The sequence below is a fragment of the Micromonospora sp. L32 genome (genome assembly GCF_052068055.1).
Classification (GTDB): Bacteria; Actinomycetota; Actinomycetes; order Mycobacteriales; family Micromonosporaceae; genus Micromonospora; species Micromonospora purpureochromogenes.
The window spans coordinates 577,931-601,921 of the sequence record NZ_JBQHDD010000002.1 but is presented as its reverse complement, the minus strand read 5'-3'; the positions used below and the strand labels follow the sequence as shown (position 1 = coordinate 601,921).

Below are 23,991 nucleotides of genomic sequence, written 5' to 3'. Positions count from 1 at the left end.
GCGGTCGGTCGTTAAGGAGTCGGTGCCGGTGGCAACCATGCCCCCTCATCGTCACGCCCAGGGTCGTCCGCCCACTCACCCCGCCGGCCTGCGCCGGATCGCCCGCCGCCTGCTCACACTGGTCGCCGCCGTGGTCGTCGGCGCCGGGATGTTCGCCGTGCCGGCGCACGCCGCGCCCACGCCGGAGGAGATCGAGGCGGCGATCGACAAGCAGTGGGAGCAGCTCGAGCCGACCATCGAGCAGTACAACAAGGTCCGCGCGCACCTCAAGGTCAACCGCAAGAAGTCGGCGGAGCTGGAGAAGAAGATCCAGCCGCTGGCCCTGCAGACCGAGCTGGCCATGAACCGGGTGGGCGACCTCGCCTCCCGGTACTACATGACGGGCCCCTCGCAGGACATCGGCGCGCTGCTGATCAGCGCCAAGCCGGGCACCCTGACCGAGCAGCTGACCATCCTCGACCGCCTCGCCGCGCAGGAACGCAAGGAGCTCCAGGTCGTCATCAACGCCCGGCAGAAGTACGACAGCGAGAAGCAGAAGCTCGACGCGCTGATCGCCGCGGAGGTCAAGCAGGAGAAGGAGCTGGCCGCCAAGAGGGCGCAGATCAACTCCGAGATCAAGCGGCTCCAGGCGTCGATGCCGAAGACCGTCGTCAAGGTGGCCGGCTGCCCGACCGTCAAGGGCGTGGTGAGTTCCGCCGCGCAGACCGCTATCCGGGTGGCCTGTCAGCAGGTCGGTGACCCGTACGTCTGGGGTGCCGACGGGCCGGACTCGTTCGACTGCTCCGGCCTCACCCAGTACGCCTACAAGGCCGCCGGCATCTACCTGACCCACCACACCGGCGCCCAGTGGAACGAGGGCAGGGCCATCCCGCGCTCCGAGGCGCGCCCCGGCGACCTGGTCTTCTTCTACAGCGACCTGCACCACGTGGGTCTCTATCTGGGCAGCGGGCTGATGGTGCACGCGCCACGGACCGGCAAACCGGTCCAGGTCACCAGCGTCGACTACATGCCGGTCGCCGGCTTCCGACGACCGAACTGACCCGAGCCCGCCGCGAACCCCCGGTCGACCGACCGGGGGTTCCGCGTATCCGGGACCCGGCACGGCATGGCGGGTTGCGGATCGATAACGGTCGTCTCTACTCTGGTCCTTCGTCGGCCGCGACAGGTCCGTCCAACCCGGGCGGCAGTGGCCGGCACCGCCGAGTCGCCTGCGGGCGAGCCGGGGACCCAGGTACGCCGGGGTGAATCCGCAGCCACTGCGGTAGGGCGCTCCCTTCCCGCCCGAACCCGTCAGCTAACCCGGTAGGCGGTCGCGGAAGAAGGAGCCCGGAGCCCGGTGGCACACCATGCCCCGCGGCCACCGTCGTACCGGTCGACCCAGGTCGCCCGGCTGACGGCTGCGCCGCGCCCACGCTGGTCCCGCTTCACCACCGTCCTCGCCGCCCTCGCCGGTGCCGCCGTCGTACTGACCGGCGCTGCCACGGCGGCCCACGCCGACCCCTCGGTCGCCGAGATCGAGCGGCAGATCGACCAGGACTGGAACAGGCTCGAACCGATCATCGAGCAGCACAACGCCACCCGTCAGGACCTGGCCGCCAAGCGCCGGCAGGCCGACGCGCTGGCCAAGCGCATCGAGCCGCTGCAACTCCAGGTCGACCTCGCGATGAACCAGGTCACCGGCCTCGCCGCCGAGGCGTACAAGGGGGAGAACGTCTCCGCCGTCAACGCCCTGCTCGGCAGCAGTAGCCCCGCCGAACTGGTCGACCAGCTCGAAATGCTCGACCGGTTCGCCCAGCGCCAGCAGCGCGACGTGCGGGTCGTCAAGGAGCTGCGGGACAAGCTGGCCGCGGAGAAGGCGCCGCTGGACGAGATGGTCGCCCAGCTGACCCGTACCGAGGCCCAGCTCGCCGCGAAGAAGAAGCAGATCAACGCCGAGATCGACCGGCTGCAGAAACTGCGGCTAAAGGTGTACGGCAACGGTGGCGGAGGCGCACTGCGCCCGGCCCCGTGCCCGGCCGGCTACCCCGGCGGCCCGGCCGGCACGGCGGTCAAGTTCGCCTGCGCGCAGATCGGCAAGCCGTACGTCTGGGGCGCCGAGGGCCCCAACTCGTACGACTGCTCCGGGCTGATGCTCGCGGCGTGGGCGAAGGCCGGTGTCTCGCTGCCGCACAACGCCCGCCAGCAGCGCCAGGTGACCCCCCGGGTCAGCCGGGCCGACCTGCGCCCCGGCGACCTGGTCTTCTACTACGCCGACCTGCACCACGTCGGCATGTACGTCGGCGGCGGCTGGGTGGTGCACGCCTCCCAGGCCGGCCAGCCGGTCAAGATGAAGCGGGTCGACGACGGGCCGGTCAACAGCTACGGCCGGCCGGGCTGAGCGCGCGCCGGGCTCCCGGGGGCTCCGGGGGCCCGGCCCGGCGTCAGCGGGTGGGCCAGGTGCGCCAGTTCTGCCAGGAGCGGCTCGGGGTCGGCCCGCGCTGGCCCTGGTAGCGCGACCCGTAGACGGCGGAGCCGTACGGGTGCTCGGCCGGGGACGAGAGCCGGAAGATGCAGAGCTGGCCGATCTTCATCCCGGGCCAGAGCGTGATCGGCAGGTTCGCCACGTTCGACAGCTCCAGCGTCACGTGACCGGAGAAGCCGGGGTCGATGAAGCCGGCGGTCGAGTGGGTGAGCAGGCCGAGCCGACCCAGGCTGCTCTTGCCCTCCAGGCGCCCGGCGAGCTGGTCGCCGAGCGAGATGACCTCCAGCGTGGAGGCGAGCACGAACTCACCGGGGTGCAGCACGAACGGCTCGCCCTCGGGCACCTCGACCATCGAGGTGAGCTCGTCCTGCTGGATCGCCGGGTCGATGTGCGTGTACAGGTGGTTGTTGAAGACCCGGAAGAGCTTGTCGAGCCGCACGTCGATGCTGGACGGCTGCACCAGCGTGGGCTCGAAGGGCTCCAGCGCGAGCGTGCCCGCCTTGATCTCGGAGACCAGGTCGCGGTCGGAGAGCAGCATCGGCACACCATATCGAGCGGACCGGGTGACCTGCGTGTCGGACTACGCGTTCGTACACATGTTCGATAGGGTGTCCGTATGGCTTCCTGGTCCGAATTCGCCGCTGACGAGCCCCGACTCGCCGACGGGATCCGCCTTCTCATGCAGCAGTACGGGCCGGGCTTCGGCTACCTGGCCACCGTCCGCGCCGACGGTGGGCCCCGGGTGCACCCGGTCTGCCCCGTGATCACCGACGAGGGTCTGTTCTGCTTCGTCGTTGACTCGCCCAAGCGGCGCGACCTCGAACGCGACGGGCGCTACGCGTTGCACTCGTTCCCGCCGGAGGAGACCGACGACGAGGCATACGTCGCCGGTCGCGCGCAACCGGTCACCGACCCGGCCCGGGTCGCCCGGGTAGCCCGCCTCGGCCGGGCGGCGCCGCAGGTCGACTGGCGACTCTTCGAGTTCAGCGTCGACGTGGCGATGCTGACCCGCCGCGACCAGGGCGGGCTCGGCCAGCCCGGCGAGGGCCACGGGTCCTCCGCCGTCCAGGTCTGGCTCGATCCGGTCGCCGCCCAGCGCGGCGGCGACGCTGCCGGCGTACCCGATCGGCGGCCGGCCCGCCGCGGCCGCCACGGTTTCGACACCCGCCGCCCCGCCGCCTGACCGCCGAGACGCCGATGCCGGCCCCGTCGGTCCGACGGAGCCGGCATCGGCGTCTGCTGGGGTGTTACGCCGCGCGGTACGCGTTCCACGCGGTCAGCATGCGGCTCGCCTGACCAGCGGTGAACTGGTACATGCACGAGTCGTAGGTGTAGTCCATGAAGTTGGTGATCGGGTCCAGGCCGGCCGTGGCGCAGGTGTCCCGCCCGGTCGGGCACTGGAACGCCGGCGAGGCCTCGGCCGGGGTGTCGCTGACGCTGTCACCCGAGCCGGAGCATCCACCCTGGAAGGTGTGGTAGAGGTTCAGCCAGTGGCCGACCTCGTGGGTGCCGGTGTCGCCCTGGTTGTAGTTGGCGGCGGTGCCGCCCGGCAGCGACTCGCTCAGCACGACCACGCCGTCCATGCTGTTCAGCTTCCGCTGCGGGAAGGTCGCCCAGCCGAGCAGGTCGTCGCTCAGCTCACCCAGGTAGACGTTGAGCGTGTTCTTGCCGCCCTCGCGCAGGGAGGTCTTCATCGACCGCTCCGCCGACGAGCCCTGCACGATCGGGTACCACGCCGGGTTGGTCACCCGGTTGATCTTCGTCAGCTGGAAGCCGAAGGCCGTGGCCGCGCCGCCGGTGGCACCCGCGTAGGCCTGGTTCAGCACGCTGATCTGCGAGGTGATCATCGAGTCCGGGATGTTGCCGCCGGCGCGGGTGCTGTCGCGCTGGATCACGTGCACGACGACCGGGATGGTGACGCTGGCCAGCGGGGCGGCGGCTTGGGCGCCGGCCCGGAAGCTCGCCCGCTCGCGCAGCGCGGCGGCCAGGTCGGCCTCGCGCTCGCGGACCTGCTTGGCGGTCAGCTCGTTGGGTTCGTGCTTGGCGATCCCGCCCTTCTTGATCCGGGCGTCCGAGTGGACGTCGGCCGGCTCGGCGCACACCTCGCTCGGGGCGGCGGAGAAGGCGGAAGCAGCGGGGACGACGCCTACCGCGGCGGTGCTGAGCAGCAGCGCGAGGGTCGTCGACGCGACACCGGCGGCACGCCGGGTCAGCAGGTTGGGACGGAGTCCCATGGGCCCACCTCTTTCTGGCGGCGTGACAGGGGGTATGTCACACCGTGGTCGAGAACGTGGGGGTGACGTTACAACCGATCGACAGATTTGAGAACGGCCATATGTTGCCGGTGTGAAACTTTTAGCTCTACGTGAATACGTTGGGTCCAAGATCGATCACGGCGGCGAGGGTGTCGGCGTGCCCGGGGGTACCTGGGTGCACGGCGGCGGTCACCTCAGGTACAGTGGTGCCGCTTGCGGGTGTAGTTCAATGGCAGAACATCAGCTTCCCAAGCTGACAGTGCGGGTTCGATTCCCGTCACCCGCTCCACGATCGAGGCCCTGGTCAGGACGCAAGTCCCAGCCAGGGCCTTCGATGTCGCTGCGGCCGGCAGCGCCCGGCGGGCCATCCACGGGCCACTAGCCACGCTTCTTGCCCTTGCCCTTGGCCTTGTCGGAGAGGTCGGCGGCTGGCTTCTTGGCCTTCTTGGGCTCGGCCGTCACAGCGTCGCTCACCGCCTGGGCGATGGCCCGATCCGCCTCCGAGGTGGCGTGCTGATAGATCACGGCCGCTTGCGTCGAGTCGTGACCCATCCGGGCCATCAGGTCCCGGGTGCTCGCGCCCGTCCGCGCCGCGATCGTGTTACCGGTATGCCGCAGATCATGGAAGTGCAGACCCGGCACGCCGAGCTTGCCGAACACCGCCGACCAGCCGATGACCTTGTTGAGGTTGCCGCGCCAGACCGGCCGGCCCGAAGGCGTCGTGAACCCGCCGAGGCCAACGACCGATCGGCGACCTCGTAGCTCCCTCGTGCTGCCGGGCACGAGCTCAAGCGGGCGGCGTGACCGGGGACCACACGCCCATCCACTGTTCGGCCCCCCACGCCTCGTACCGTTGCACCTCGGCGAACCCCAGCTTCGCCGCGAGGCGCATCGAGCGGTCGTTGGCGGTCTGGGTGCAGAGCACCACCGGCTCGCCGGGACGCGCGTCGGCGAACCAGCCGAGCGCCGCCGCGCACGCCTCGGCGGCGTACCCGTGTCCCCATGCCTCTGGCAGGAGCAGGTAGCCGAGTTCGGCCTGCCCGGCATCCGGGCGGACATGACTCCGACGCTCCGCATCGCGCCGGTTGAGCTCGATGGTGCCGATCATCGCTCCGTCGAGCTCGATCACGAAAAGGCCGGGGCGCCTCTCGGGCGTCTCAGGCAACGCGCGCTCGCACTCATCACGCGGTCGAGGGCCGCCTAGGTATGTGCCCACCTCCGGCGAGGTGAACAGCTCGATGAACGCCGCACGGTCCCGGGCCTCGGACTCACGCAGCACGAGCCGCTCGGTCCTGATCGCGGCAGGTGGCCAGGCGACGGGTCCGAGCTCGGTCATGGCGGGCAACCTACCAATGGATCTGGCTCTCGCCCTACGGCGCACCGGGGCACGACGACTTCGCCCTCTGCCGCGATCCGCGCTCCGATGTCGCAGATCAGTTGGCGGACGACTGTCGCGCATCAGTCGACGGAGGACACTGCACCGGCCACGCACCGGCCACGCGCATTGCCGAATTCCGCTCTATCAGATCAAGGCGGCCCGCAAGCGAGCCGCGCCGGCCCGGCCCCGGCCTGCTGGCGACCTCCGGCCGGCATCGGTCGGGCCGGCCGCCCGACGAGGAGATCCGCTTCTAGGTACCAGCAGCGATGTGGGACCAGGTGACTAGCTCGGCCAGCCAATAGCGTCGAGGAACTCCTCCACGGCGACCACGACCTGACTGAGCACCGCGATCGACTCGGTAAGCGGGCCGGGTACGTACATACCGTGGTCCGCGCCTTCCACCTCTAGCACATGAGGCGACAGCCGGCGGGCGATGTCACCGTCCCATAGCTTGTCGGCAGTGCCACCCACGAGCAGGAACGGCGCGGTTGCGCGGCCCAACGCATCAGCCACCCACGGCAGGGTGAGCAAGGGCGTGAGCCACACGGCGGGCAAGGATCTTTCGGCGGCAATCGCTGCCGCGTTCGTGCCGAGCGACTTGCCGATCAGCAGTGGGCGACCGCCAATGGTGTCGATCAGTGGAGCGATCTCACCGCCAACCCAGCTTTCGATTTCTGGCTGATCAGGCTTCGGAAACTCCTGGGACCACGAGTACCGATGTACTGTTGCGCCCCGCTGCTCCGCCACATCGCCGGCATACATCAGCAGGGGAGCGCCCGGCCCGAACCAGGCGCCGGGAATCACGACAGCGTCAGCCATGCGGACGACCTTACTTACCGGTCAAGACAGGTCCAGCGTGCAGTCCGCGTGCGACAGGGGCGGCATCGTCGGGCCATTCACGGGCCACAACGCGGTGTCAGCATTCGCGCCTCGGGGTCATTCGCCCAGCGGAGCACCGCGCCAGCGCCATTCCTTCAGCTGGGGACGTCCTGGCAGCTCGATCCGGCCCGTGGACCAACGCAGCGCCGCCCACGGGTCCACCCTGGCCAGTTCCTGCGCCGCTTCCGGAAACAGCCGAGCGAGTACCCGGGCGCACACGTCACGTGGTGGATCGATGGCGAAACCGAGGCCCTGCGCGATGTCATCGCCGTGCAGCAACGTCTCCACGCACCCCATCGCGGCGAAGCCCTCCGGATCGGCTTGACCCGTGGGGTGGTAGGCCCGAACAGCCGGTCCGGACGTGCGTACCGTGGCTGCCAAGATACGGCCACCCGCCTCGGCGAACTCCAGTACCTGTTCCGCGGAAGCGTCCTTGTCGGCGGTTGCCATGAAGCGCACAAACCGCTTCTCCGGCCGGGCCACGAGTTGACCCGCGAACGACATCAGGCAATCACCGATGTGCTCGGCGGTGTGCCAGCAGTCCCAATCCAGGCTGCCCGCCCGCGCGGACCAGTCCAGATCGGTCGCTGGTCGTAGGCTGGCAACAACGCTGGACAATGCTGCGTCGAGATCATCGGCGGTGACCGCCACGGTTTCCTCCAGGTTTGCGAGGCCGATGCTGCACTGGTGTTGATCGGTAGCGGCCAGCTTGCCTGGGGGGTGTGACGAACTGAGTGAAGTGGTCACGCGAGGAAGGTGCCATCCGGATTCATGATCTCGCCTCGCACCAGCGGGACGAATGCGGACCAGCCGCCATCGTCCACCGCTACTGACATGCGGACACGCCCGTCGCCGTCATCAAGGGCGTAGCTGACCACGCTGTACCGCTGGCCGTCCTGGTCAACGACCTGGCGTAGCTCTTTGTCGTCGAGGAGCGCACGCCACTCGGCATAGCCGAGGCGTCGCCATTCCGCCAGGCGTGCCTCGGCGACCCGAGCTGCGGTCCCCTTGTCCAGTCCCACCCACTCAGTCTCTCAGCCCACGACGACCACGAGCCTCGGCGCCGTGCCCGCTCCGTGCCGACCTAGGGGTCGACAGGCCAACGGCGGCATGCCGCGAACCACGACCCGAACGCTTCGTGCTCCTGTCTCAGGCGATCCGGCTACCCAGGGGGAGTTGTTCGTTGCGTGAGGGGTGGGTCGTTGGCGGTAATCATCGGAGCGGTGGTGACACAAGCCAGGGTGGGAGTTCGTCAACCAGGCGGGAGTCTTGGATGGGTCCACCGGAAAAACGCGATGAGGATTGGTTCACCAGGGTCTACGCCGCCGAGTACGGACCGGTCGTGAAGTACGGCCAGCGTCGCCTTGCCGATCTGAACGCGGCGGCTGAACTCGCTCAGGAGGTGTTCATCATCGCCTGGCGGCGCCGCCGCGAGGTTCCGGACCGCAGCCTGCCCTGGCTGTACGGGGTGGCTCGGCGCCTGCTTGCGAACGAATGGCGAGCTCGGAGAGCTGCGCCGGACGTACTACCGATTGCCGACGCTGGCCTTCTGCAGAAACCGGGATCGTCCGGCGCCGACGCGACCGTGGGAGTAGCCGATCTCCAGGCCGCTCTGGCCACCCTCGCCGATCTCGACCAGGAAATCCTCCGGTTGGTCGGCTGGGAGGAGTTGACCGTTTCCGAGGCCGCCCATGTCCTTGGCTGTACCCGCACCACCGCCGCAGTGCGCTTGCACCGCGCCCGTAGGCGCCTCAACGAAGCGATGTCGTACCGATCCGGATCACCGGCGCAGCAGCCGGTGCTGGCTAGTCCTCGAAAGGCCCTGTGATGTTCGGAGAAGAGCGAACGCGCACCCTCCTCAAGCCGATTGACCCGGCCCGGCACAGCACCATCGCACCGCCCCGGCTGTCGGCACACGACCTGATCAACCGCGCAGAGGCAGTCGCCGAGCCGGTCGCCCATCGCCGTCCGACACGCCCCACCCGCAGACTGGTTCTGACGGCCGGGACGCTGGCCGTCGCGATCGGCGCCGCGGCAATCGCCCAGACGTTCGGTACGTCCAGCCCGGACGCCCCGGAGGTCGCCAGTCCGCCCGCGGCGGATCCGGGGTTGGTGCTCGTGCCGGTGGCGTACGGCTCCGGCGCCCGTGATGCGGGGAGCCAACTGCGCGCGTTGGCGAGCAGGCTCGTCGACGCGGAGTACGACAACCGCACCGGCCGGTACATGTACCACCACACGAGGACGTGGGGCGATCCGGTGATGGCGTCTCCTGACGGTCGCTACCAGGTCGCTTTCGCGGACGAGACCAGGGTCTGGCAGGCGGCCGACGGGACCGGTGAGCAGGTCACGATCCAGCTTGAGCCGCAGTATCCGGACCAGGAGTCCCGGGACTACTGGCAGCGCAACCTCAAGTTCAAGGCTGCGGCACCCGCCGCTTCCGGGCCCGCCCGGGTGCCGCTGCCGCCGTTGGATCTCGCGCCGCTGCCGTCGGAACGGACCCGGTTGACGGAGCTGCTCAAGGTCAGGTTCGGGGCCGGCGCGGTCAGCAAGGAGGTGAGCACGGTGTACGGGCGGTACGTCGTCCCGCGTCGGACACGCGCCGAGATCCTGCGGGTCCTCGCCGACGTACCTGGGTTCCGGTGGCGCGGTCAGGTGACCGATCGGGCCGGCCGTAAGGGCGTGGCCATCACCTTCGACGACCGCGACCACAACGCGCAGTCCCTGCTGATCTTCGACCCCAACACAGGGGAACTGCTCGCTCACGAGCGGCTGACCCTCTCGCCGGTACGGATCAGCGCGTACCAGATGATCCTCAGCGCCGCCTGGACCGATCGACTCAACTGAAATGCCGGTGCCGGGGGCGCTTCTACGGGGTGGCCCCGGTCCGGGTGTCACCTCGACGCCATCCACGGGCCATGCGCCTCGGAAGTGGTGGCTCCCGCGTCGACGATGCGACAGATTGCCGATCTTCGTCACCCGAGCTCCGCCGACGTACGACGATGTCGGAGAGCCGATGGGTTCTCGGAGGTGGGATGTGCGGGGCCCGGTTCGGGGTACGCCTCGGGAGACTCTGCGGCGAAGCGGCCGCGAGATGTACGACCGACTTCGCACGTACCTGATCGTGGCGATGCAGGCGGGTCTGGCGGCCGGCCTGGCGTGGTTCGTCACCGACACTGTCCTGGACAACGCGCAGCCGTTGTTCGCGCCCGCCGTGGCGATCGGCGTGATAGCGGGAGCCATCGGCCACCGGCTCCGGCGGTCGGGTGAACTCCTTGCCGGGGTGGTCGTGGGCGCGTTCGTCGGGCACTGGCTGATCCGGCTCACCGGAACAGGGCCGGCCCGAACCGGTCTGGTCGTGGCGCTGGCCATCTCGGTGGCGGTCCTGTTCCGGGGTGGCGGCGCCACCATGGCACAGGCAGGAAGCACGGCGGTGCTGCTGGGACTGGTGACGGGGGGACCGGATCTGGCGGTGCCGAGAACGGAAAGCGCTCTGGTCGGTGGCGTTGCCGCCCTCGCGGTGGCACTGCTGATCCTGCCGCTCAACCCGCTGCGCGTCGTGCGCCGCGCGGCCGGTCCCACCGCGGATCTCTTCGCCAATCAACTCACCGCCGCCGCGCAGGCCCTGGCCGGCCGTGACGTCACGCGGGCCGACGAAGCCGCTCGCGCCTTCACCACAGGCCAGGCGCAGAGACAGCAGACTGCGGAAATGATTGAGGCAGCGCGAGAGGTCGCCGTCCTCTCACCCTGGCGCAGGCGACGGTTGGGCATGATTCGCCGGTACCAGTTCGCTGCCGAGCACCTCGACAACGTCTACACCAGCGGCCGCGAGATGATGCGGTGGATCGTGACGACCATCCGCGAAGGCGAGTCGGTGCCGGCCAGCCTTCCCGCCGCGATCGAGCACCTCGGCGAGGCGCTCAGGCTGCTGCATCGTGACTTCCTCGCCGGACGGGAGCCGGAGCCGACGCGCGCCCGAGCACTGCAGGCGATCGAGGAAGCCGACGAGGCCTGCGCCGAAGGTCTGGAGTTCTCCGCGAACGCCGTCGTGGCACAGCTGCGCGCCGCCGTCAGCGAGCTGCTGCAGGCCTCCGGACTGCCCGAGGCCGAGGGCAACGAGCAGGCAGGTCTGACAAGGCACGGTTGAGAAGAGAGGCCCGGCTCCACGCTCGTCGACCAGGGACCGCCGCCATGCAGAATGGCGGTGGAGGTGATCGACATGGTCGACCGGGAAAGCGTGCCCAGGCTGTGTTCGGTGGTGCTCGACTGCACCGACGCCAGGTCCCTCGCGGAGTTCTACCGATCTCTGTTGGGCCTCGTCTACCGGCCTGGTGACGAGCCGCCGGAAGCGGGGCAGGCGGATGAGCGTGGTCGCGACTGGCTCGTGCTGAGGGCCCCCGGCGGCGCTCCCCAGCTGGCCTTCCAGCAGGTCGACCAGCTGCCGGAGACGACCTGGCCGGAGAACCGGGTGCCGCAGCAGCTGCACCTCGACCTGACCGTGGCGTCGGTCGAGGAGTTGCAGGTGCAGCACGAGCGCGTCATGCGCCTCGGTGGTCGGCTGCTGTACGACCGCAGCGACGACCCCGACGAGCCGCTCCGCGTCTACGCCGATCTGGCCGGTCACCCGTTCTGCATCTTCGTCGGCTAGTCCCAGGAGGGCTGGTGTCGATGTTCCGCACCCCGCAGGTCGTCCTGTTCAGCGCCGACGTGCCGCGCGCCGTGACGTTCTACACGCGGCTGGGCTTCACCGAGACTTTCCGGGTGCCGACCGACGGCGAGCCGATCCACGTCGACCTGACGCTCGACGGCTACCGGATCGGTATCGCATCGGTCAGCTCCACCCGGGACGACCATGGCCTCGACCCGGTGCCCGACGGACAGCGGGCCGCCGTGATTCTCTGGACCGACGACACCGCCGCCGCCTGGGCCCGGCTCACCGCCGACGGCGCTCCCGCCCTCGCCGCGCCGCACCCCTGGCTCGATCGCCTCCTGATCGCCTGGACCGCCGACCCGGACGGCAATCCGATCCAGATCGTCCAGCATCTCTGAGGCGATGCACCAGCCTGGCCGAGGTGCGGGGGACCGGCGCGGCTCAGGCGGCCCGACCGCGCCGATCACCACCCCGTGGGCCACCGGCCCTGATCAATCGTGCGGGTACCAGCGCAGCTCGACGACGATGCCGTCCGGGTCGCGGACGTACAGCGAGGTGGCCGAGCCCCGGGCGCCGAACCGGCCCACCGGCCCCTCCACCACGTCGAAGACGCCGGCGGCGATCACCTCGTGCCAGTCGAGCGGCGCGACCACCAGGCAGAAGTGGTCGACGTTCGCCGATCCCCGCCGGCCGTGGACCAGGTCGATGATCGTTCCGGCGTCGACGCGCACCGAGGGGAAGGGCACCCTGCCGGCCCGCCACTCGTCGACGCGTACCGGGGCCAGGCCGAGCGGTCCGCAGTAGAACGCCAGCGCGCTCTCGACGTCGGCGACGGTGAGCACCAGATGGTCGAAGCCGGTCACCCGCACGCTGGTCACGCCGCCACCTCCCGGGCATACGCCTGGCGCAGCCAGTCGCCGAACAGGGCCGGGTCGACCTCGTCGGCGGCCCGCAGCTTCACCGACGCCATCGACCGGGCACCCGGCAGCAGCCGGCCGGACGGGTCGTCGACCTGCTGGCCGTGCCAGAGCCCGAAGGTCAGGTACGACGGGTACGCCTTGACCAGGCAGACCGGGTCCCGTCCCGGCCGGTCCCCGCGACCCCACACCGGGTGGCCGTGCCAGACGGCGTCGGTGGCGCCGGGCAGCGCCGCCTCGATGACCGGCCGCAGCTTCGCGGCGATCTCCCGCAGTGGCTCGTCGAGCCCGGCGAGGTATTCGGTGACGGTGGTCGTACTCATTGCGCACTCCTCGGCGTAGCGATCTCTCTGCTGGCTTCCAGCCTGGTCGGAGCGGGGAACGCGACCAAGCCGCGATCGGACTACGATCGTTGAACCGGATTCAACGACGGGAGCCCGGCTTGCTGGAGCGGCACGAGGTCGAGACCTTCCTGACCCTCGCCGAGGAGCTGCACTTCGGGCGGACCGCCGAGCGGTTACGGGTCACCACCGGGCGGATCAGCCATGTGGTGAAGAAGCTGGAACGGCGGATCGGCGCGCCGCTCTTCGAGCGCACCAGCCGGGTCGTCCGGCTCACCCCGATCGGCCACCGGCTCGCCGACGACCTGCGACCGTTGGTCGCCGGGATGGAGGACGCCGTCCGGCGGGCCGTCGAGGCCGGGCGGGGCGTCACCGGGGAGCTGCGGGTCGCCTTCCTCGGCGAGTGGACCGCGCCGGTGCTGCTCCGCGCGGTCAACCTGTTCCGCGAGCGGCACCCCGACTGCGAGGTGCACGTCCACGAGGCCCAGCTGGCGAACTCCCGGTCCAGCCTGGTGGACGGCTCGATCGATGTGCTCATCGCCGCGTACCCGTTCGACGGCATGGCCAACGGCCCGGCGCTGCTGTCGGAGGGCCGGGTGCTGGCGGTGGCGACCGGGCATCCGCTGGCCGGCGCGGAGTCGGTTTCCCTGGAGGTCCTCGCCGACCACCCGGTGGTGCAGTACCCGGCGGTGACCTCGGCGGAGTTCAAGCGCGACCGCACCCCGGACCGCACGCCGTCCGGGCGTCCGGTGCCGAGGGGACCGGTCGGCAACACCTTCTCGGAGATGCTCTCGCTGGTCGCGATGGGCCGTGGCGTGCTCCCGGTCGGCGAGCACACCCGGCGGTACTACCCCCGCCCGGACGTCGCCTACGTGCCGATCCACGACGCGCCGCCCATCCGGCGGGGTCCGGTCTGGCTGGAGACCAACACCACCGAGCGGGTACGCGAGTTCGTCCGTGCCGCGGCGGACGCCGTGCGCCGAGGGTGACTGGCAGGATGCCCGACATGCGGGTGCTGGACGAGATCCGGGCGCTGGTCGAGTCGATCGTGCCCCTCGACGACCTGGAGGCGGCGCACCGGGCGCAGTGCCTCGACTGGCTGGCGGCGACCGACGACGTCTTCCGGCGGGCGAAGCCCCGCATCCCGTCGCCGCACCTCGTCGCGTACTTCCTGCTGCGCGACGCCACCGACGGCGGCGTCCTGCTGGTCGACCACCGCAACGCCGGGCGGTGGCTGCCCACCGGCGGCCACGTGGAGCCCGGCGAACATCCGGCGCAGACCGTACGCCGGGAGGTGGTCGAGGAACTGGGCGTGCCGGCGGTCTTCCCGCCGGAGCCCGGTGAACGTCCGCTCTTCCTCACCGTCACGCCGACGGTCGGCCCGCCCGAGGACCGGCACGTCGACGTGAGCCTCTGGTACGTGCTGGCGGGCCGCCGGGACCAGCCGCTCACGCCCGACCCGGGGGAGTTCCGTGCCGTCCGGTGGTGGACGCCCGCCGAGGTGGCCGCGGCGGACCCGGCCACCCTCGACCCGCACCTGCCCCGGATGATGACCAAGCTGGCGGCGGGCTGACCGGAGGGCTCAGCCGCTGACGAGCGCCGATATCCGGTCGGCATCCCGTCGGGGCAGGGTCGCCAGGGCGATCGCGAGCAGCGCGCTCACCGATCCGACCAGGAAGAACAGTGAGAAGGTCGGCTGGCCCAGCCACTCCCAGAACGGATGCCACTGGGGGTGCTGTTCCGCGCCATGGTGGCTGGCCACCGACGGCACGGCGACCAGGATCGGCAGCCACCACAGCAGCAGCGTCACCCCGAAGAGGACCTTCACCACCGCCCGGGCCGGGTGGGGCGTCTCGGTGCGCCGGCTCGCCCAGCCGAAGACCAGCCAGCCGGCCAGCGCGCCGAGCAGCCCGCCGCCGATCGCGGCCGGGAGGACCAGCGGCGGCGTGGTGCGGCGCAGGTCGATCGACAGGTACGGGTAGTCGGGCTCCGGCCGCGAGTTGACCGTGACGGTGAGAAGGGTGTCCCCCCGGCTGGCGTCGAGGGTGGTGTAGGTGACCGGCACGACGGCGGCGCAGAATTTGCCGGCGCAGTCGTCCGAGCGGTGCACGGTGACCCCGTCCAGGTGCCAGCCGGCTTCCCGGAGCCGGCGCTGGGCCACCCCGGCGATCTGCTCGGGCGGGGCGGGTGGCGGGCCGGCGGCCCACGCGCCGGTGGCGGTCTGCTGGTACTCCCCGCCGTCGCCGAGGAGCAGGTTGTCCAGGGCCTGCAGGGTCAGCGGCTGGGTGTAGTACCCGAAGAAACTCGACGGGGTGGTGATCTCGTCCGGTTCGCGGTCGGGCAGTACGGTCCGGAAGATCGCACCGGTCTCGGCGTGGCCCGGCAGCGGTCGGGCGGTCTCCCAGGCGACCCGGGCGGACAGTGCCGCGCTGAAGAGCCCGCAGACGACCGCGGCCAACGCCGCCCAGGCGACGACCGTGCTGCTGGCCGGTCGGCCGAGCCGGCAGCGCATCCCGTTCCGGATCAGGTCGACGACCTCCCGCAGCCGTGGCCTGGTCCGTCCGGGCGGTGCGGTGTCGAGCAGCAGGGCGACCAGCTCGTCGCCGCGCTCCCGCCGGTAGGCGCGCGGATAGCAGCGCAGCAGGCGGCGGTAGCGGCGCGCGAGCGGGTCGCCGGTCGGTGCCATTGCCTTCCCTCCGGGGGCTCGGTCTCGCCTCGGGTGGTGCGGGGTGCGGTCCCGCCGACCGGCGGGACGGCGGGGATGGTGCTGCGTGGCTCGGGTGAGTTGGCGGTTCAGGCGGTGCCGGGGCGGAACGCGCGCAGCCGGGCCTCGGCGGCCGTGGCGAGCTGCCGCAGCCGGCCGGCCTCGGCCCCGAGGGCGGCGTGCCCCTCGGGGGTGAGACGGAAGTAGCGGCGCCGCCGACCGTCCACGGTCTCCTCCCGGTCGGGCTCCACCAGGCCCTCGGCGGTGAGCCGGTCCAGCGCGGTGTAGAGGGTGCCGGGGAGCAGGGTCACCCGCTGCTCGGACAGGACGGCGACGTCCTGGACGATGCCGTAGCCGTGCCGGGGACCACCGGCGAGCGCGGTGAGGATCAGGAAGGTCGGTTCACGCATCGCCGCCATGCGCCGGATCATATACAGATGATCGATGTATGAACAGACCCGTGTCGGGTGGCCCGGACCGGGTCGGGCCGTACCCTGGCGATCATGCGGATTGGCATCGTGATCCTTCCCGACCAGCGCTGGTCGGAGTCGCAGCGCCGCTGGCGCCAGGCGGACGAGTGGGGCTTCGACCACGCCTGGACGTACGACCACCTGGGCTGGCGCGATCTGGTCGACGGCCCCTGGTTCGACTCCATGGCCACCCTGACCGCCGCCGCGACGGTGACCTCCCGGATCCGGCTCGGCACCCTGGTCGCCTCGCCGAACTTCCGGCATCCGGCGGCCTTCGCCCGGCAGGTCACCGCCCTCGACGACGTGTCCGCCGGCCGGGTGCTGCTCGGCCTCGGGGTGGGCGGCATCGGGTTCGACTCGGCGGTGCTCGGCGGCGAGACCCTGCCGCCGCGGCAGCGGGTGGACCGCTTCGGCGAGTTCACCGAGCTGCTCGACCTGGTGCTGCGGCAGGACGGCGTCACCTGGCGGGGTGACTGGTTCGCCGCGGTGGACGCCCGCAACAACCCGGGCTGTGTGCAGCAGCCCCGGGTGCCGTTCGTGGTGGCCGCGAACGGTCCCCGGTCGATGCGGCTGGTGGCCCGCTTCGGGCAGGGCTGGGTCACCACCGGCACCGGCGGCGACGACCTGACGAGCTGGTGGGACGGGGTGGGGCAGCTCTGCGCCCGGCTGGATCAGACGTTGGACGCCGCCGGTCGGGACCCGGCCACCGTGGACCGCTACCTGTCGCTGGACTCGGCGCCGGTCTTCTCGCTGAGCAATGCCGACTTCTTCGCCGAGCAGGTGGCCCGGGCGGCGGCGCTCGGCTTCACCGACGTCATCACGCACTGGCCCCGGGCCAGCAGTTGGTACGCCGGCGACGAGGCCGTCCTGGTGGACGTCGCCACCCAACTCCTGCCCGAGCTGCGCACCGCCTGACCCGGCGGCCAGGGTCACCCGCCGCCTCCTTTGCTCTGCTGCCGCGGAGGCGACAGTGACTGGCTGTTGCTGTCGCCGTAAGGGCAGCAGAGCAAAGGACGCGCAGCGGTGTCGGCGCGCCCGACCCCCGGCTGGAAGCCGGAGCGATGGCGCCCGCAGCCGGGTTGGCCGCGCGGGGCCCGGGTGAAGCCTGGTCGGCGCGTACCTCAGGTGCTGAGGTCGCCGGTGGCGACGCCGCCGTCGCCCCCGGAGACCAGCCGGAAGCGCAGGCAGGCGATCTCGGTGTCGTCGGTGACCGGGGTGCCGACGCGGGCCCAGTAGGCGGCGTGCCCCGCCCGCCACTCCTCGATCGAGCGGTCGCCCTCGCCCTCGGCGCGGGCGAAGTCCCACGGGACGTTGGCGAAGCGGAGCACCTCGACGCCGGTGACCTCGACGATCCCGGCGAGGGCGTCGACGTCGTCCAGCAGGACGAGCCGTTCGCCGGTGTGCTCCAGTTCCTCGCCCTCCTCGGCGTACTCGGTGAGCAGGGTGGCGGTCGCCGTCTTCACCCCGGCCAGCACCAGGGTGTTGAGGTTGGTCCGCATCCGCCCCGGGGTGCCGAGGGCGAGCGTGCGCAGTCCACCGATCCGAGGCCACATCCTGCCGACGTTACCCAGCACCGATTTCCCGTCGTGGGGAATCGGCGCCACCGCGCCGGTCCTGCTGGTCGGCGGCACCGCCGACCCCTCCTGGGACGGTGCCGTGGCGCGCCGGCTCACCCCGCACGTGCTGGAGGTCCCCGACGCCCACCACGGGATGCTGGTGCCCGGTCCGCTGGCCCGCTCGGCGGAGGTGCTGGGCCGGGTCTGCACCGCGGTGGAGGAGTTCGTTCAGATCAGCTGGCCGGCGTAGCCGGCGGCGGTGAGCACCCGCTCGTCGCCGGTCGCCGCGTGCGCGTCGAGCACGGCGTCGGCCAGCTTGACCACGTGCGCGCCGCCGTGCCGGGCGGCCCGGGCGAACACCTCCGCCGGGGTGCCGGGCGTGACGGCCGGGATCGCCGTGCCGCGCGGCGGGGCGTACACCGCGGTCACCGCTGCCGTGGCCGACCACGCCGCGGTGAGGCTCGGCGCCCAGAGCGCCGGGTCGAGCGCCGGCAGGGTCCGCAGCACCGCCGTGGGCGCGGTCACCGCGTGCACCAGCATCACCGGGTTCTCGTGCCCGTACCGCAGGTAGTCCAGCGCGGCCCGGTGCACCAGCGCGACCAGCCCCCGCTCCGCTTCGGCGGGCGTCCGCGCCGGGCGCGGGGACGCCACCGCCCTGTCCCACCCGGGTACGCCCGACAGCCGCGCCAGCCGTTGCCGGATGCCGCCGCTGCGATCGTCGATCCGGGGCACCGAGGCCAGCGCGGTGGCCACGTCGGGACCGTCGGGACGGGACGCCGCGTCGAGGCGCAGGCCCGGCACCGGCTGCCAGCGGGCCGCCCAGTAGCCGAGGGCCTGGCCGAGCTCGGCCACCCGGTCCGGGCTGGAGCCGTCCTCCCGCAGCGCCCGGACGGCGTGGCCGACCCGGATGACGCCGTGGGTCGCGCCGGCCGCGATGCCGGGCAGCAGCCGTGGCCACCAGGTGCCCAGCACCTCGCGCCAGGGGCGCTCGAGCAGCTCCCGGTCGAAGTGGGCCAGCCAGTCGCCGGCGCGCTTCGGGTCACCGAGGGCCTCCCGCCAGTCCTCGATCCGGTGCTGACCCGGCAGTTCGTCGAGCCGGCGCAGGTAGTCGTCCAGCCAGCGGTGCACGCTGCGGTCGTGGCCGTGCCGGACCAGCGCCTCGACCGCCATCGGCCCGTGGTTGGAGAGCCAGCCCTCGAACTCGGGGCCGGTGCGGTGCAGCCGTCGGTACGCCTCGTCCAGGATGCCGTGGTCCATGCGCCGATCCTGGGACCTGAAGCGCGCTTCAGGTCAAGCGGGCAGTTGGGCGGCGTCGAGCAGCCCGTGCAGGCGGAGTTCCCGGCTCACCTCGGTCGGGCAGTCCCGCACCACCGCCGAGGCGCCGAGCCAGGTGGCGCCCCGGGCGGCGCAGAGCTCCCGGATCGCCCGCAGCTGCGCCCCGGTGGCGACCCAGTCGTCCACCGCCAGCACCCGGTCGTCCGGGCCGAGTCGCCGGTCCACCACGGCCAGGTCCACCTGGCGGCCGCGGAAGTCGGGGTCGCTCCGGGACCAGGTCAGCGGCCCGGCCGGCAGTCGCCCGTCGCCCGGTTTGTGCGCTGGCGCGAAGCCCACCCCGAGAGCGGTGGCGGTGAGCGGGCCGAGCATCAGCCCGGTGACGGCCGGGGCCACCACCACCGTCGGCCGGGCGTCCCGGAACGGTGCGGCCAGGGCCGGCCCGAGCCCGGCCAGCACCTGCGGGTCGCGCCACCAGCCGGAGACGTCGCTGACCAGGTGGCTGCTGCCCGGCCCCGGATCGACCCAGCGGAACAGCTCGATCAGACGCCGGCGCAGCTCATCGGCCATCCGTCCATCCTCACCCATCGCTGCCACGCGGCGTGGCGCTGGCCCGTCCGGCCCCCGCGCCGTCGGATGATCGGCTACACGTATCGCTGCAATTCCGGGCATACCACCATGATCACGTTGACTTCCGAAGTGCTTCTCTCGTTACGGTCCGACCCGGTTTGTTCAGCCGACGAAAGGACCGGTCCGGTGGCTGGTAGGCACTCCCGTACCCGCATGTTCTCCTCGCCGGCCGGCATCGCCGCCACCGCCGCCGTGGGTGTCGTGCTCGCCGTCGGTGGCACCGTCGGCGCCGTACAGCTGACCTCGGGCGAGGCGGCGGCCCCCGTCGTCGCCGACACCGTGCCGGCCGCGGTCAGCCCCAGCGCCACCACCTCGCCGAGCGCCACCGCGTCCCCCACCGCCAGCCCCTCGCCGACCGTCACGGCCAGCCCGAAGGCCACCCGGTCCGCCCAGGCGGCCTCCCGGGCCAGGACCCGCACCGCCACGCCGAAGCCGAGCGCGACGACGAAGAAGGCCGCCCCGAAGAGCACCGTGGTGGACAGCGGCTCGTGCGGCGCGTCCTTCTACGACGAGGGCCAGATGACGGCCAACGGCGAGACCTTCAACCCGGACGCGCTGACCGCCGCGCACAAGACGCTGCCCTTCAACACCCGGGTCCGGGTCACCAACCCGGACAACGGCAAGTCGGTGACCGTCCGCATCAACGACCGTGGCCCGTTCATCGAGGGACGCTGCATCGACCTGTCCCGCGCCGCGTTCGAGAGCATCGCTTCGGTGAGCCTGGGTGAGCTGACGGTGAAGTACGAGGTCCTCGGCTGACGGCGATCGGCTCGTCGTGACCGTCCGGCCGGTCGGAACACCCTCGGTCGAGGGGTCAGGTTCATTCACCGGTTCACGTCCATCAGGCATGCTGTCCCTCGTACGCACGCATGCCTTCCAGTCGGGCCGCGGCCCGCTGAGTCCCGGATCCCGCGCCGGCGTCGGCGCGGCCCTCGGCCTGCTCACAATCATCTCGGCGGTGGAGCTGGCCGACGGCCGGGCGGCGCACTACGTGGCGCTGATGATGGCCGCCCCCATCCTGGCCGCCGCGTTCGCCTCCTGGCGGGTGGTGCTCGGGGTCGGCGTGGTGGCCGCGGTGCTCGGGGCGAGCTTCGCGCTGACCGAACCCACCCCGTCGCTGGTCACCGCCATCGACCTCGCCGGGATCGCGTTCGCCAGCGGGATCTCGGCGGCGGTGGCGGCGCTGCGGCAGCGGCAGGGCGAGGAGATCGCCGAGTTGTCGAAGCTGGCGTCGGTCGCCCAACAGGCGGTGCTGCGACCGCTCGGGCCGCAGGTGGGCACCCTCGCGGTGGCTGCCCGGTACATCTCCTCGACGGCCACCGCCGAGATCGGCGGCGACCTCTACGAGGCCATCGACACCCCGTACGGCGTCCGCATGATCATCGGGGACGTCCGGGGCAAGGGGCTGGACGCGGTCCGGCTGGCGAGCATCGTGCTGGGCTCCTACCGGCACGTCGCGTACGAGCGGGCCGACCTGCGCGCGGTGGTGGCCGACCTGGACCGGGCGGTGGCCCGCAACGTGGGTGACGAGGACTTCGTCACGGCGGCCGTGGTGGAGGAGCGGGGCGGTACGTTGACCATTGTCAACTGCGGCCACCCGTCACCGCTGCTGCTGCGCCGGGGCGCGGTGATCCCGCTGGAGCCGCCGGCGCCCGCCCCGCCGCTGGGGTTCATGCCGGTGGTGCGCCCCCGGGTGGAACGCCTGGAGCCCGGCGACCGGCTGCTGCTCTTCACCGACGGGCTCGGTGAGGCTCGGCGCGACGGTGAGTTCTTCCCGACCGCCGACCGGGCGTGGCGGCTGCTCGGGCACGGCACGGTCGGCGACGGCCTCGCCTCGCTGGAGACCGCGCTGGTGGAGTGGGTGCACGGGCGGCTGGACGACGACATCGCCCTGGTCCTGATGGAGTACACCGGCCCGCGCACCGGGGCGACCGTCCCGGTGCCGAGCTGGGAGGTCGGCGCGGCGGAGGCGTGAGTCGCCGCGCCCCTGCGCCGTCCTGCCACGGGCCGAACGAGAGCTGAACCGCAGGTGTGTAATCGCCGTCACTTCCCCCATCGGCTTGTCGGTGGCTACCGGTGAGTAATACAGTCGGGGTTACTGATCGGTAACACCTGTCCGGAAGCGGGGCCAGCGAGCATGACCCACTACAAGAGCAACCTTCGGGACCTCGAGTTCAATCTGTTCGAGGTCTTCGGGGCGGACCGGACGTTCGGCCAGGAGCCGTACTCGGACCTGGACGTCGACACCGCCCGCAGCTTCCTCTCCGAGGTCGACCGCCTGGCCCGCGAGGACCTCGCGGCCAGCTACACGGACAGCGACCGCAACCCGCCGGTCTTCGACCCGGCCACGCACACCGCGCCGCTGCCGGAGTCGTTCAAGAAGTCGTACCAGGCGTTCATGGACTCCGAGTTCTGGCGGCTGGACCTCCCCGACGCCCTCGGCGGCACCAACGCCCCGCGGGCGCTCTGGTGGTCCCTCGCCGAGCTGGTGCTCGGCGCCAACGCGCCGATCTGGATGTACGCCTCCGGCCCGTCCTTCGCGCACGTGCTGCACGTCGAGGGCACCGAGCAGCAGAAGAAGTGGGCGCGGCTCTTCATCGACAAGCAGTGGGGCTCCACCATGGTGCTCACCGAGCCGGACGCCGGCTCGGACGTGGGCGCCGGTCGGACCCGCGCGATCCAGCAGCCCGACGGCTCCTGGCACATCGAGGGCGTCAAGCGCTTCATCACCTCGGGTGAGCACGACCTGAGCGACAACATCGTCCACTACGTCCTGGCCCGTCCGGTCGGCGTCGAGGGCGTCGGCGGCCCGGGCACCAAGGGCCTGTCGCTCTTCGTGGTGCCGAAGTACCACTTCGACGAGACCACCGGCGAGCTGGGCGAGCGCAACGGCGTCTACGCCACCAACGTCGAGCACAAGATGGGCCTGAAGGTCTCCAACACCTGCGAGGTGACCTTCGGCGAGCACGGCGTGCCGGCCAAGGGTTGGCTGCTGGGCGAGAAGCACGACGGCATCCGGCAGATGTTCATGATCATCGAGTACGCCCGGATGATGGTCGGCACCAAGGCGATCGCCACCCTCTCCACCGGCTACCTGAACGCCCTGGAGTACGCCAAGAACCGGGTGCAGGGCGCCGACCTGATCCAGCAGGCCGACAAGACCGCCCCGCGGGTGACCATCACCCACCACCCGGACGTGCGCCGCTCGCTGCTGCTGCAGAAGTCGTACGCCGAGGGCCTGCGCGCGCTGGTCTGCTACACCGCCAGCTGGCAGGACAAGGTCGCCATCGCCGAGGCGGCCGGCGACGAGAAGGCCACCAAGCTGGCCAAGCGGGTCAACGACCTGCTCCTCCCGCTGGTCAAGGGCGTCGGCTCGGAGCGCGCGTACGAGCTGCTGGGTCACGAGTCGCTGCAGACCTTCGGCGGCTCCGGCTTCCTCCAGGACTACCCGCTGGAGCAGTACGTCCGCGACGCCAAGATCGACACCCTGTACGAGGGCACCACCGCGATCCAGAGCCTCGACCTGATTTTCCGGAAGATCGTCCGGGACAACGGCAAGGCCCTGATGGCGGTCGCCGGCGAGATCCAGGAGTTCATCACCACCGAGGGCGGCAACGGTCAGCTCAAGGAGGAGCGGCAGGCGCTGGGCAAGGCGCTCGCCGAGATCCAGACCATGCTCGGCGTGATGACCGGCTGGCTCGGCGAGGCGCAGGGCGGCGACACCCGCAGCCTCTACAAGGTCGGCCTGAGCAGCCGCCGCTTCCTGCTGGCCATCGGCGACCTGGTCGTCGGGTGGCTGCTGCAGAAGCAGGCGGACGTGGCACTGCGCGCCCTGGCCGGCGAGGTCTCCGCCGCCGACAAGGCGTTCTACACCGGCAAGGTGGCCGCCGCCCGGTTCTTCTCCCGCGAGGTGCTGCCCCGCATCGGCGCCGACCGGCGGATCATCGAGGGCGCCGACCTGGAGATCATGGACCTCCCGGAGGAGGCGTTCTGATCCCCTCCGGGGTGATCAGCCCGGTTCGACCCTGATGGCGGGCGGCGAGCACCTGCTCGCCGGCCGCCGCCGTCGGTGCGGCACCCACCCGGCCCGAGTCCTGGGTGCTCTGCCGGGTGTCGCCGTGCCCGCCGCTGGCCGCTGCCGCGCCTTGCGGCGTGTCGCGGTATCCGGCCCGTCGAACACCGCGACTCGCCGCAAACCGGGAGCCGCCCCAACCCCGCGCCGGACCCCACCAGCCCGCGCCGAGCCTCACCCGGCTGCCCCCCGAACCCCTCATCGGGCACCCGACCCGACACCCGCCCCGCCGGGCCCAGCACCACCACGGAGGCCGCGCACTTACTGGGAAAGAGTGGCTGTTTCGCCTCGGACAGCCACGCTTTCTCTGAAAGTGCGCCCAGAGGGTGGCGGGGGGTGGGATTGGCGGGGGTGGGGTTGGTAGGCGGGCCGGTTGACGGGTAACCGTCGCGGACCACGTCAGGGGCA

General features: G+C 71.5%; 29 protein-coding genes, 1 tRNA gene and 1 riboswitch. Of the genes, 16 read left to right on the top strand and 14 right to left on the bottom strand.

Going from position 1 to position 23,991, the window contains the following annotated elements:
* Positions 1-22 precede the first annotated feature (22 nt).
* Positions 23-1,039 (top strand): NlpC/P60 family protein, encoded by a 1,017-nt coding sequence (locus ACTMTB_RS07490; RefSeq protein WP_441143536.1) that lies wholly within the window; start codon positions 23-25, stop codon positions 1,037-1,039.
* 148 nt (positions 1,040-1,187) lie between these two features.
* Positions 1,188-1,324, top strand: a riboswitch (cyclic di-AMP (ydaO/yuaA leader).
* A 12-nt stretch (positions 1,325-1,336) separates the two neighbouring features.
* Positions 1,337-2,377, top strand: coding sequence for a C40 family peptidase (locus ACTMTB_RS07485; protein WP_441143534.1), 1,041 nt, complete (start codon positions 1,337-1,339; stop codon positions 2,375-2,377).
* 43 nt (positions 2,378-2,420) lie between these two features.
* Here ACTMTB_RS07485 and dcd read toward each other — a convergent pair whose 3' ends face one another.
* On the bottom strand, positions 2,421-2,999 hold the full coding sequence (gene dcd, locus ACTMTB_RS07480) for a dCTP deaminase (protein WP_154940849.1): 579 nt from the start codon (positions 2,997-2,999) through the stop codon (positions 2,421-2,423).
* 78 nt (positions 3,000-3,077) lie between these two features.
* Between dcd and ACTMTB_RS07475 the strand changes: the two genes are divergently transcribed.
* On the top strand, positions 3,078-3,644 hold the full coding sequence (locus ACTMTB_RS07475) for a pyridoxamine 5'-phosphate oxidase family protein (protein ID WP_441143532.1): 567 nt from the start codon (positions 3,078-3,080) through the stop codon (positions 3,642-3,644).
* 64 nt (positions 3,645-3,708) lie between these two features.
* On the opposite strand, the gene ACTMTB_RS07470 is transcribed toward ACTMTB_RS07475, so the two are convergent.
* Positions 3,709-4,695 (bottom strand): zinc metalloprotease, encoded by a 987-nt coding sequence (locus ACTMTB_RS07470; protein WP_441143530.1) that lies wholly within the window; start codon positions 4,693-4,695, stop codon positions 3,709-3,711.
* Between the two features lie 236 nt (positions 4,696-4,931).
* Here ACTMTB_RS07470 and ACTMTB_RS07465 point away from each other — a divergent pair.
* Positions 4,932-5,005, top strand: a tRNA-Gly gene (locus ACTMTB_RS07465).
* Positions 5,006-5,094: 89 nt separating this feature from the next.
* Here the strand turns inward: ACTMTB_RS07465 and ACTMTB_RS07460 are convergent.
* The 5 genes from ACTMTB_RS07460 to ACTMTB_RS07440 form a co-directional block, all read right to left on the bottom strand.
* Entirely contained in the window at positions 5,095-5,499 is a 405-nt protein-coding gene (locus tag ACTMTB_RS07460) for a tyrosine-type recombinase/integrase (protein WP_441143528.1), read from the bottom strand.
* Between the two features lie 4 nt (positions 5,500-5,503).
* Positions 5,504-6,052, bottom strand: a complete 549-nt coding sequence (locus tag ACTMTB_RS07455) for a GNAT family N-acetyltransferase (RefSeq protein ID WP_441143526.1) — start codon at positions 6,050-6,052, stop codon at positions 5,504-5,506.
* A 324-nt stretch (positions 6,053-6,376) separates the two neighbouring features.
* Positions 6,377-6,913 carry an alpha/beta hydrolase gene (locus tag ACTMTB_RS07450; protein WP_441143524.1) on the bottom strand — a complete coding sequence of 179 codons (537 nt, stop codon included), beginning with the start codon at positions 6,911-6,913 and terminating at the stop codon, positions 6,377-6,379.
* A gap of 117 nt (positions 6,914-7,030) precedes the next feature.
* Entirely contained in the window at positions 7,031-7,720 is a 690-nt protein-coding gene (locus tag ACTMTB_RS07445; RefSeq protein ID WP_441143522.1) for a hypothetical protein, read from the bottom strand.
* Positions 7,717-7,995 carry a hypothetical protein gene (locus ACTMTB_RS07440; protein WP_441143520.1) on the bottom strand — a complete coding sequence of 93 codons (279 nt, stop codon included), beginning with the start codon at positions 7,993-7,995 and terminating at the stop codon, positions 7,717-7,719. The genes ACTMTB_RS07445 and ACTMTB_RS07440 overlap by 4 nt, the downstream gene beginning before the upstream one ends.
* A gap of 251 nt (positions 7,996-8,246) precedes the next feature.
* Between ACTMTB_RS07440 and ACTMTB_RS07435 the strand changes: the two genes are divergently transcribed.
* The 5 genes from ACTMTB_RS07435 to ACTMTB_RS07415 all read left to right on the top strand — a co-directional run bounded on the left by ACTMTB_RS07435 (position 8,247) and on the right by ACTMTB_RS07415 (position 12,019).
* The gene (locus ACTMTB_RS07435; RefSeq protein ID WP_441143518.1) at positions 8,247-8,801 is read left to right on the top strand and encodes an RNA polymerase sigma factor; all 555 of its coding nucleotides are present in this window, start codon (positions 8,247-8,249) and stop codon (positions 8,799-8,801) included.
* Complete coding sequence (locus ACTMTB_RS07430; protein ID WP_441143516.1) at positions 8,801-9,817, top strand: CU044_5270 family protein; 1,017 nt, start codon at positions 8,801-8,803, stop codon at positions 9,815-9,817. The genes ACTMTB_RS07435 and ACTMTB_RS07430 overlap by 1 nt, the downstream gene beginning before the upstream one ends.
* A gap of 247 nt (positions 9,818-10,064) precedes the next feature.
* The gene (locus tag ACTMTB_RS07425) at positions 10,065-11,117 is read left to right on the top strand and encodes an FUSC family protein (protein WP_441143514.1); all 1,053 of its coding nucleotides are present in this window, start codon (positions 10,065-10,067) and stop codon (positions 11,115-11,117) included.
* A 72-nt stretch (positions 11,118-11,189) separates the two neighbouring features.
* Positions 11,190-11,618, top strand: coding sequence for a VOC family protein (locus ACTMTB_RS07420; RefSeq protein WP_441143512.1), 429 nt, complete (start codon positions 11,190-11,192; stop codon positions 11,616-11,618).
* A 20-nt stretch (positions 11,619-11,638) separates the two neighbouring features.
* The gene (locus tag ACTMTB_RS07415; RefSeq protein ID WP_441144019.1) at positions 11,639-12,019 is read left to right on the top strand and encodes a VOC family protein; all 381 of its coding nucleotides are present in this window, start codon (positions 11,639-11,641) and stop codon (positions 12,017-12,019) included.
* A 93-nt stretch (positions 12,020-12,112) separates the two neighbouring features.
* Here ACTMTB_RS07415 and ACTMTB_RS07410 read toward each other — a convergent pair whose 3' ends face one another.
* Both ACTMTB_RS07410 and ACTMTB_RS07405 read right to left on the bottom strand, forming a co-directional pair.
* Complete coding sequence (locus ACTMTB_RS07410; protein WP_441143510.1) at positions 12,113-12,499, bottom strand: VOC family protein; 387 nt, start codon at positions 12,497-12,499, stop codon at positions 12,113-12,115.
* Positions 12,496-12,861 (bottom strand): DUF1801 domain-containing protein, encoded by a 366-nt coding sequence (locus tag ACTMTB_RS07405; protein ID WP_441143508.1) that lies wholly within the window; start codon positions 12,859-12,861, stop codon positions 12,496-12,498. The genes ACTMTB_RS07410 and ACTMTB_RS07405 overlap by 4 nt, the downstream gene beginning before the upstream one ends.
* Before the next feature lie 119 nt (positions 12,862-12,980).
* Here ACTMTB_RS07405 and ACTMTB_RS07400 point away from each other — a divergent pair, with 119 nt between their 5' ends.
* Complete coding sequence (locus ACTMTB_RS07400) at positions 12,981-13,868, top strand: LysR family transcriptional regulator (protein ID WP_441143506.1); 888 nt, start codon at positions 12,981-12,983, stop codon at positions 13,866-13,868.
* A gap of 8 nt (positions 13,869-13,876) precedes the next feature.
* Positions 13,877-14,452 carry an NUDIX hydrolase gene (locus ACTMTB_RS07395; RefSeq protein ID WP_441143504.1) on the top strand — a complete coding sequence of 192 codons (576 nt, stop codon included), beginning with the start codon at positions 13,877-13,879 and terminating at the stop codon, positions 14,450-14,452.
* Between the two features lie 9 nt (positions 14,453-14,461).
* Here the strand turns inward: ACTMTB_RS07395 and ACTMTB_RS07390 are convergent, their stop codons facing one another.
* Entirely contained in the window at positions 14,462-15,565 is a 1,104-nt protein-coding gene (locus tag ACTMTB_RS07390; protein ID WP_441143502.1) for a hypothetical protein, read from the bottom strand.
* A gap of 107 nt (positions 15,566-15,672) precedes the next feature.
* Complete coding sequence (locus ACTMTB_RS07385) at positions 15,673-15,993, bottom strand: PadR family transcriptional regulator (RefSeq protein ID WP_210778976.1); 321 nt, start codon at positions 15,991-15,993, stop codon at positions 15,673-15,675.
* A gap of 93 nt (positions 15,994-16,086) precedes the next feature.
* Between ACTMTB_RS07385 and ACTMTB_RS07380 the strand changes: the two genes are divergently transcribed.
* Positions 16,087-16,968 carry an LLM class flavin-dependent oxidoreductase gene (locus tag ACTMTB_RS07380; RefSeq protein WP_441143500.1) on the top strand — a complete coding sequence of 294 codons (882 nt, stop codon included), beginning with the start codon at positions 16,087-16,089 and terminating at the stop codon, positions 16,966-16,968.
* Positions 16,969-17,174: 206 nt separating this feature from the next.
* Here the strand turns inward: ACTMTB_RS07380 and ACTMTB_RS07375 are convergent, their stop codons facing one another.
* Entirely contained in the window at positions 17,175-17,606 is a 432-nt protein-coding gene (locus ACTMTB_RS07375; protein WP_441143498.1) for an ASCH domain-containing protein, read from the bottom strand.
* On the opposite strand from ACTMTB_RS07375, the gene ACTMTB_RS07370 reads away from it, so the two are divergent.
* Positions 17,578-17,859: a hypothetical protein gene (locus ACTMTB_RS07370; RefSeq protein WP_441143496.1), complete on the top strand. Its 282-nt coding sequence runs from the start codon at positions 17,578-17,580 to the stop codon at positions 17,857-17,859. The two genes, ACTMTB_RS07375 and ACTMTB_RS07370, sit on opposite strands and share 29 nt — an antisense overlap.
* On the opposite strand, the gene ACTMTB_RS07365 is transcribed toward ACTMTB_RS07370, so the two are convergent.
* Both ACTMTB_RS07365 and ACTMTB_RS07360 read right to left on the bottom strand, forming a co-directional pair.
* A complete protein-coding gene (locus tag ACTMTB_RS07365) occupies positions 17,838-18,866 on the bottom strand; it encodes a questin oxidase family protein (protein ID WP_441143494.1) in 1,029 nt (342 codons plus the stop codon). The two genes, ACTMTB_RS07370 and ACTMTB_RS07365, sit on opposite strands and share 22 nt — an antisense overlap.
* Positions 18,867-18,899: 33 nt before the next feature.
* Complete coding sequence (locus ACTMTB_RS07360) at positions 18,900-19,451, bottom strand: phosphoribosyltransferase (protein ID WP_441143492.1); 552 nt, start codon at positions 19,449-19,451, stop codon at positions 18,900-18,902.
* 186 nt (positions 19,452-19,637) lie between these two features.
* On the opposite strand from ACTMTB_RS07360, the gene ACTMTB_RS07355 reads away from it, so the two are divergent.
* The 3 genes from ACTMTB_RS07355 to ACTMTB_RS07345 all read left to right on the top strand — a co-directional run bounded on the left by ACTMTB_RS07355 (position 19,638) and on the right by ACTMTB_RS07345 (position 23,505).
* Positions 19,638-20,270, top strand: a complete 633-nt coding sequence (locus ACTMTB_RS07355; protein WP_441143490.1) for a septal ring lytic transglycosylase RlpA family protein — start codon at positions 19,638-19,640, stop codon at positions 20,268-20,270.
* Positions 20,271-20,358: 88 nt separating this feature from the next.
* Positions 20,359-21,486: a PP2C family protein-serine/threonine phosphatase gene (locus ACTMTB_RS07350; RefSeq protein WP_441143488.1), complete on the top strand. Its 1,128-nt coding sequence runs from the start codon at positions 20,359-20,361 to the stop codon at positions 21,484-21,486.
* A gap of 162 nt (positions 21,487-21,648) precedes the next feature.
* Positions 21,649-23,505 carry an acyl-CoA dehydrogenase gene (locus ACTMTB_RS07345; protein WP_441143486.1) on the top strand — a complete coding sequence of 619 codons (1,857 nt, stop codon included), beginning with the start codon at positions 21,649-21,651 and terminating at the stop codon, positions 23,503-23,505.
* Positions 23,506-23,991 lie beyond the last annotated feature (486 nt).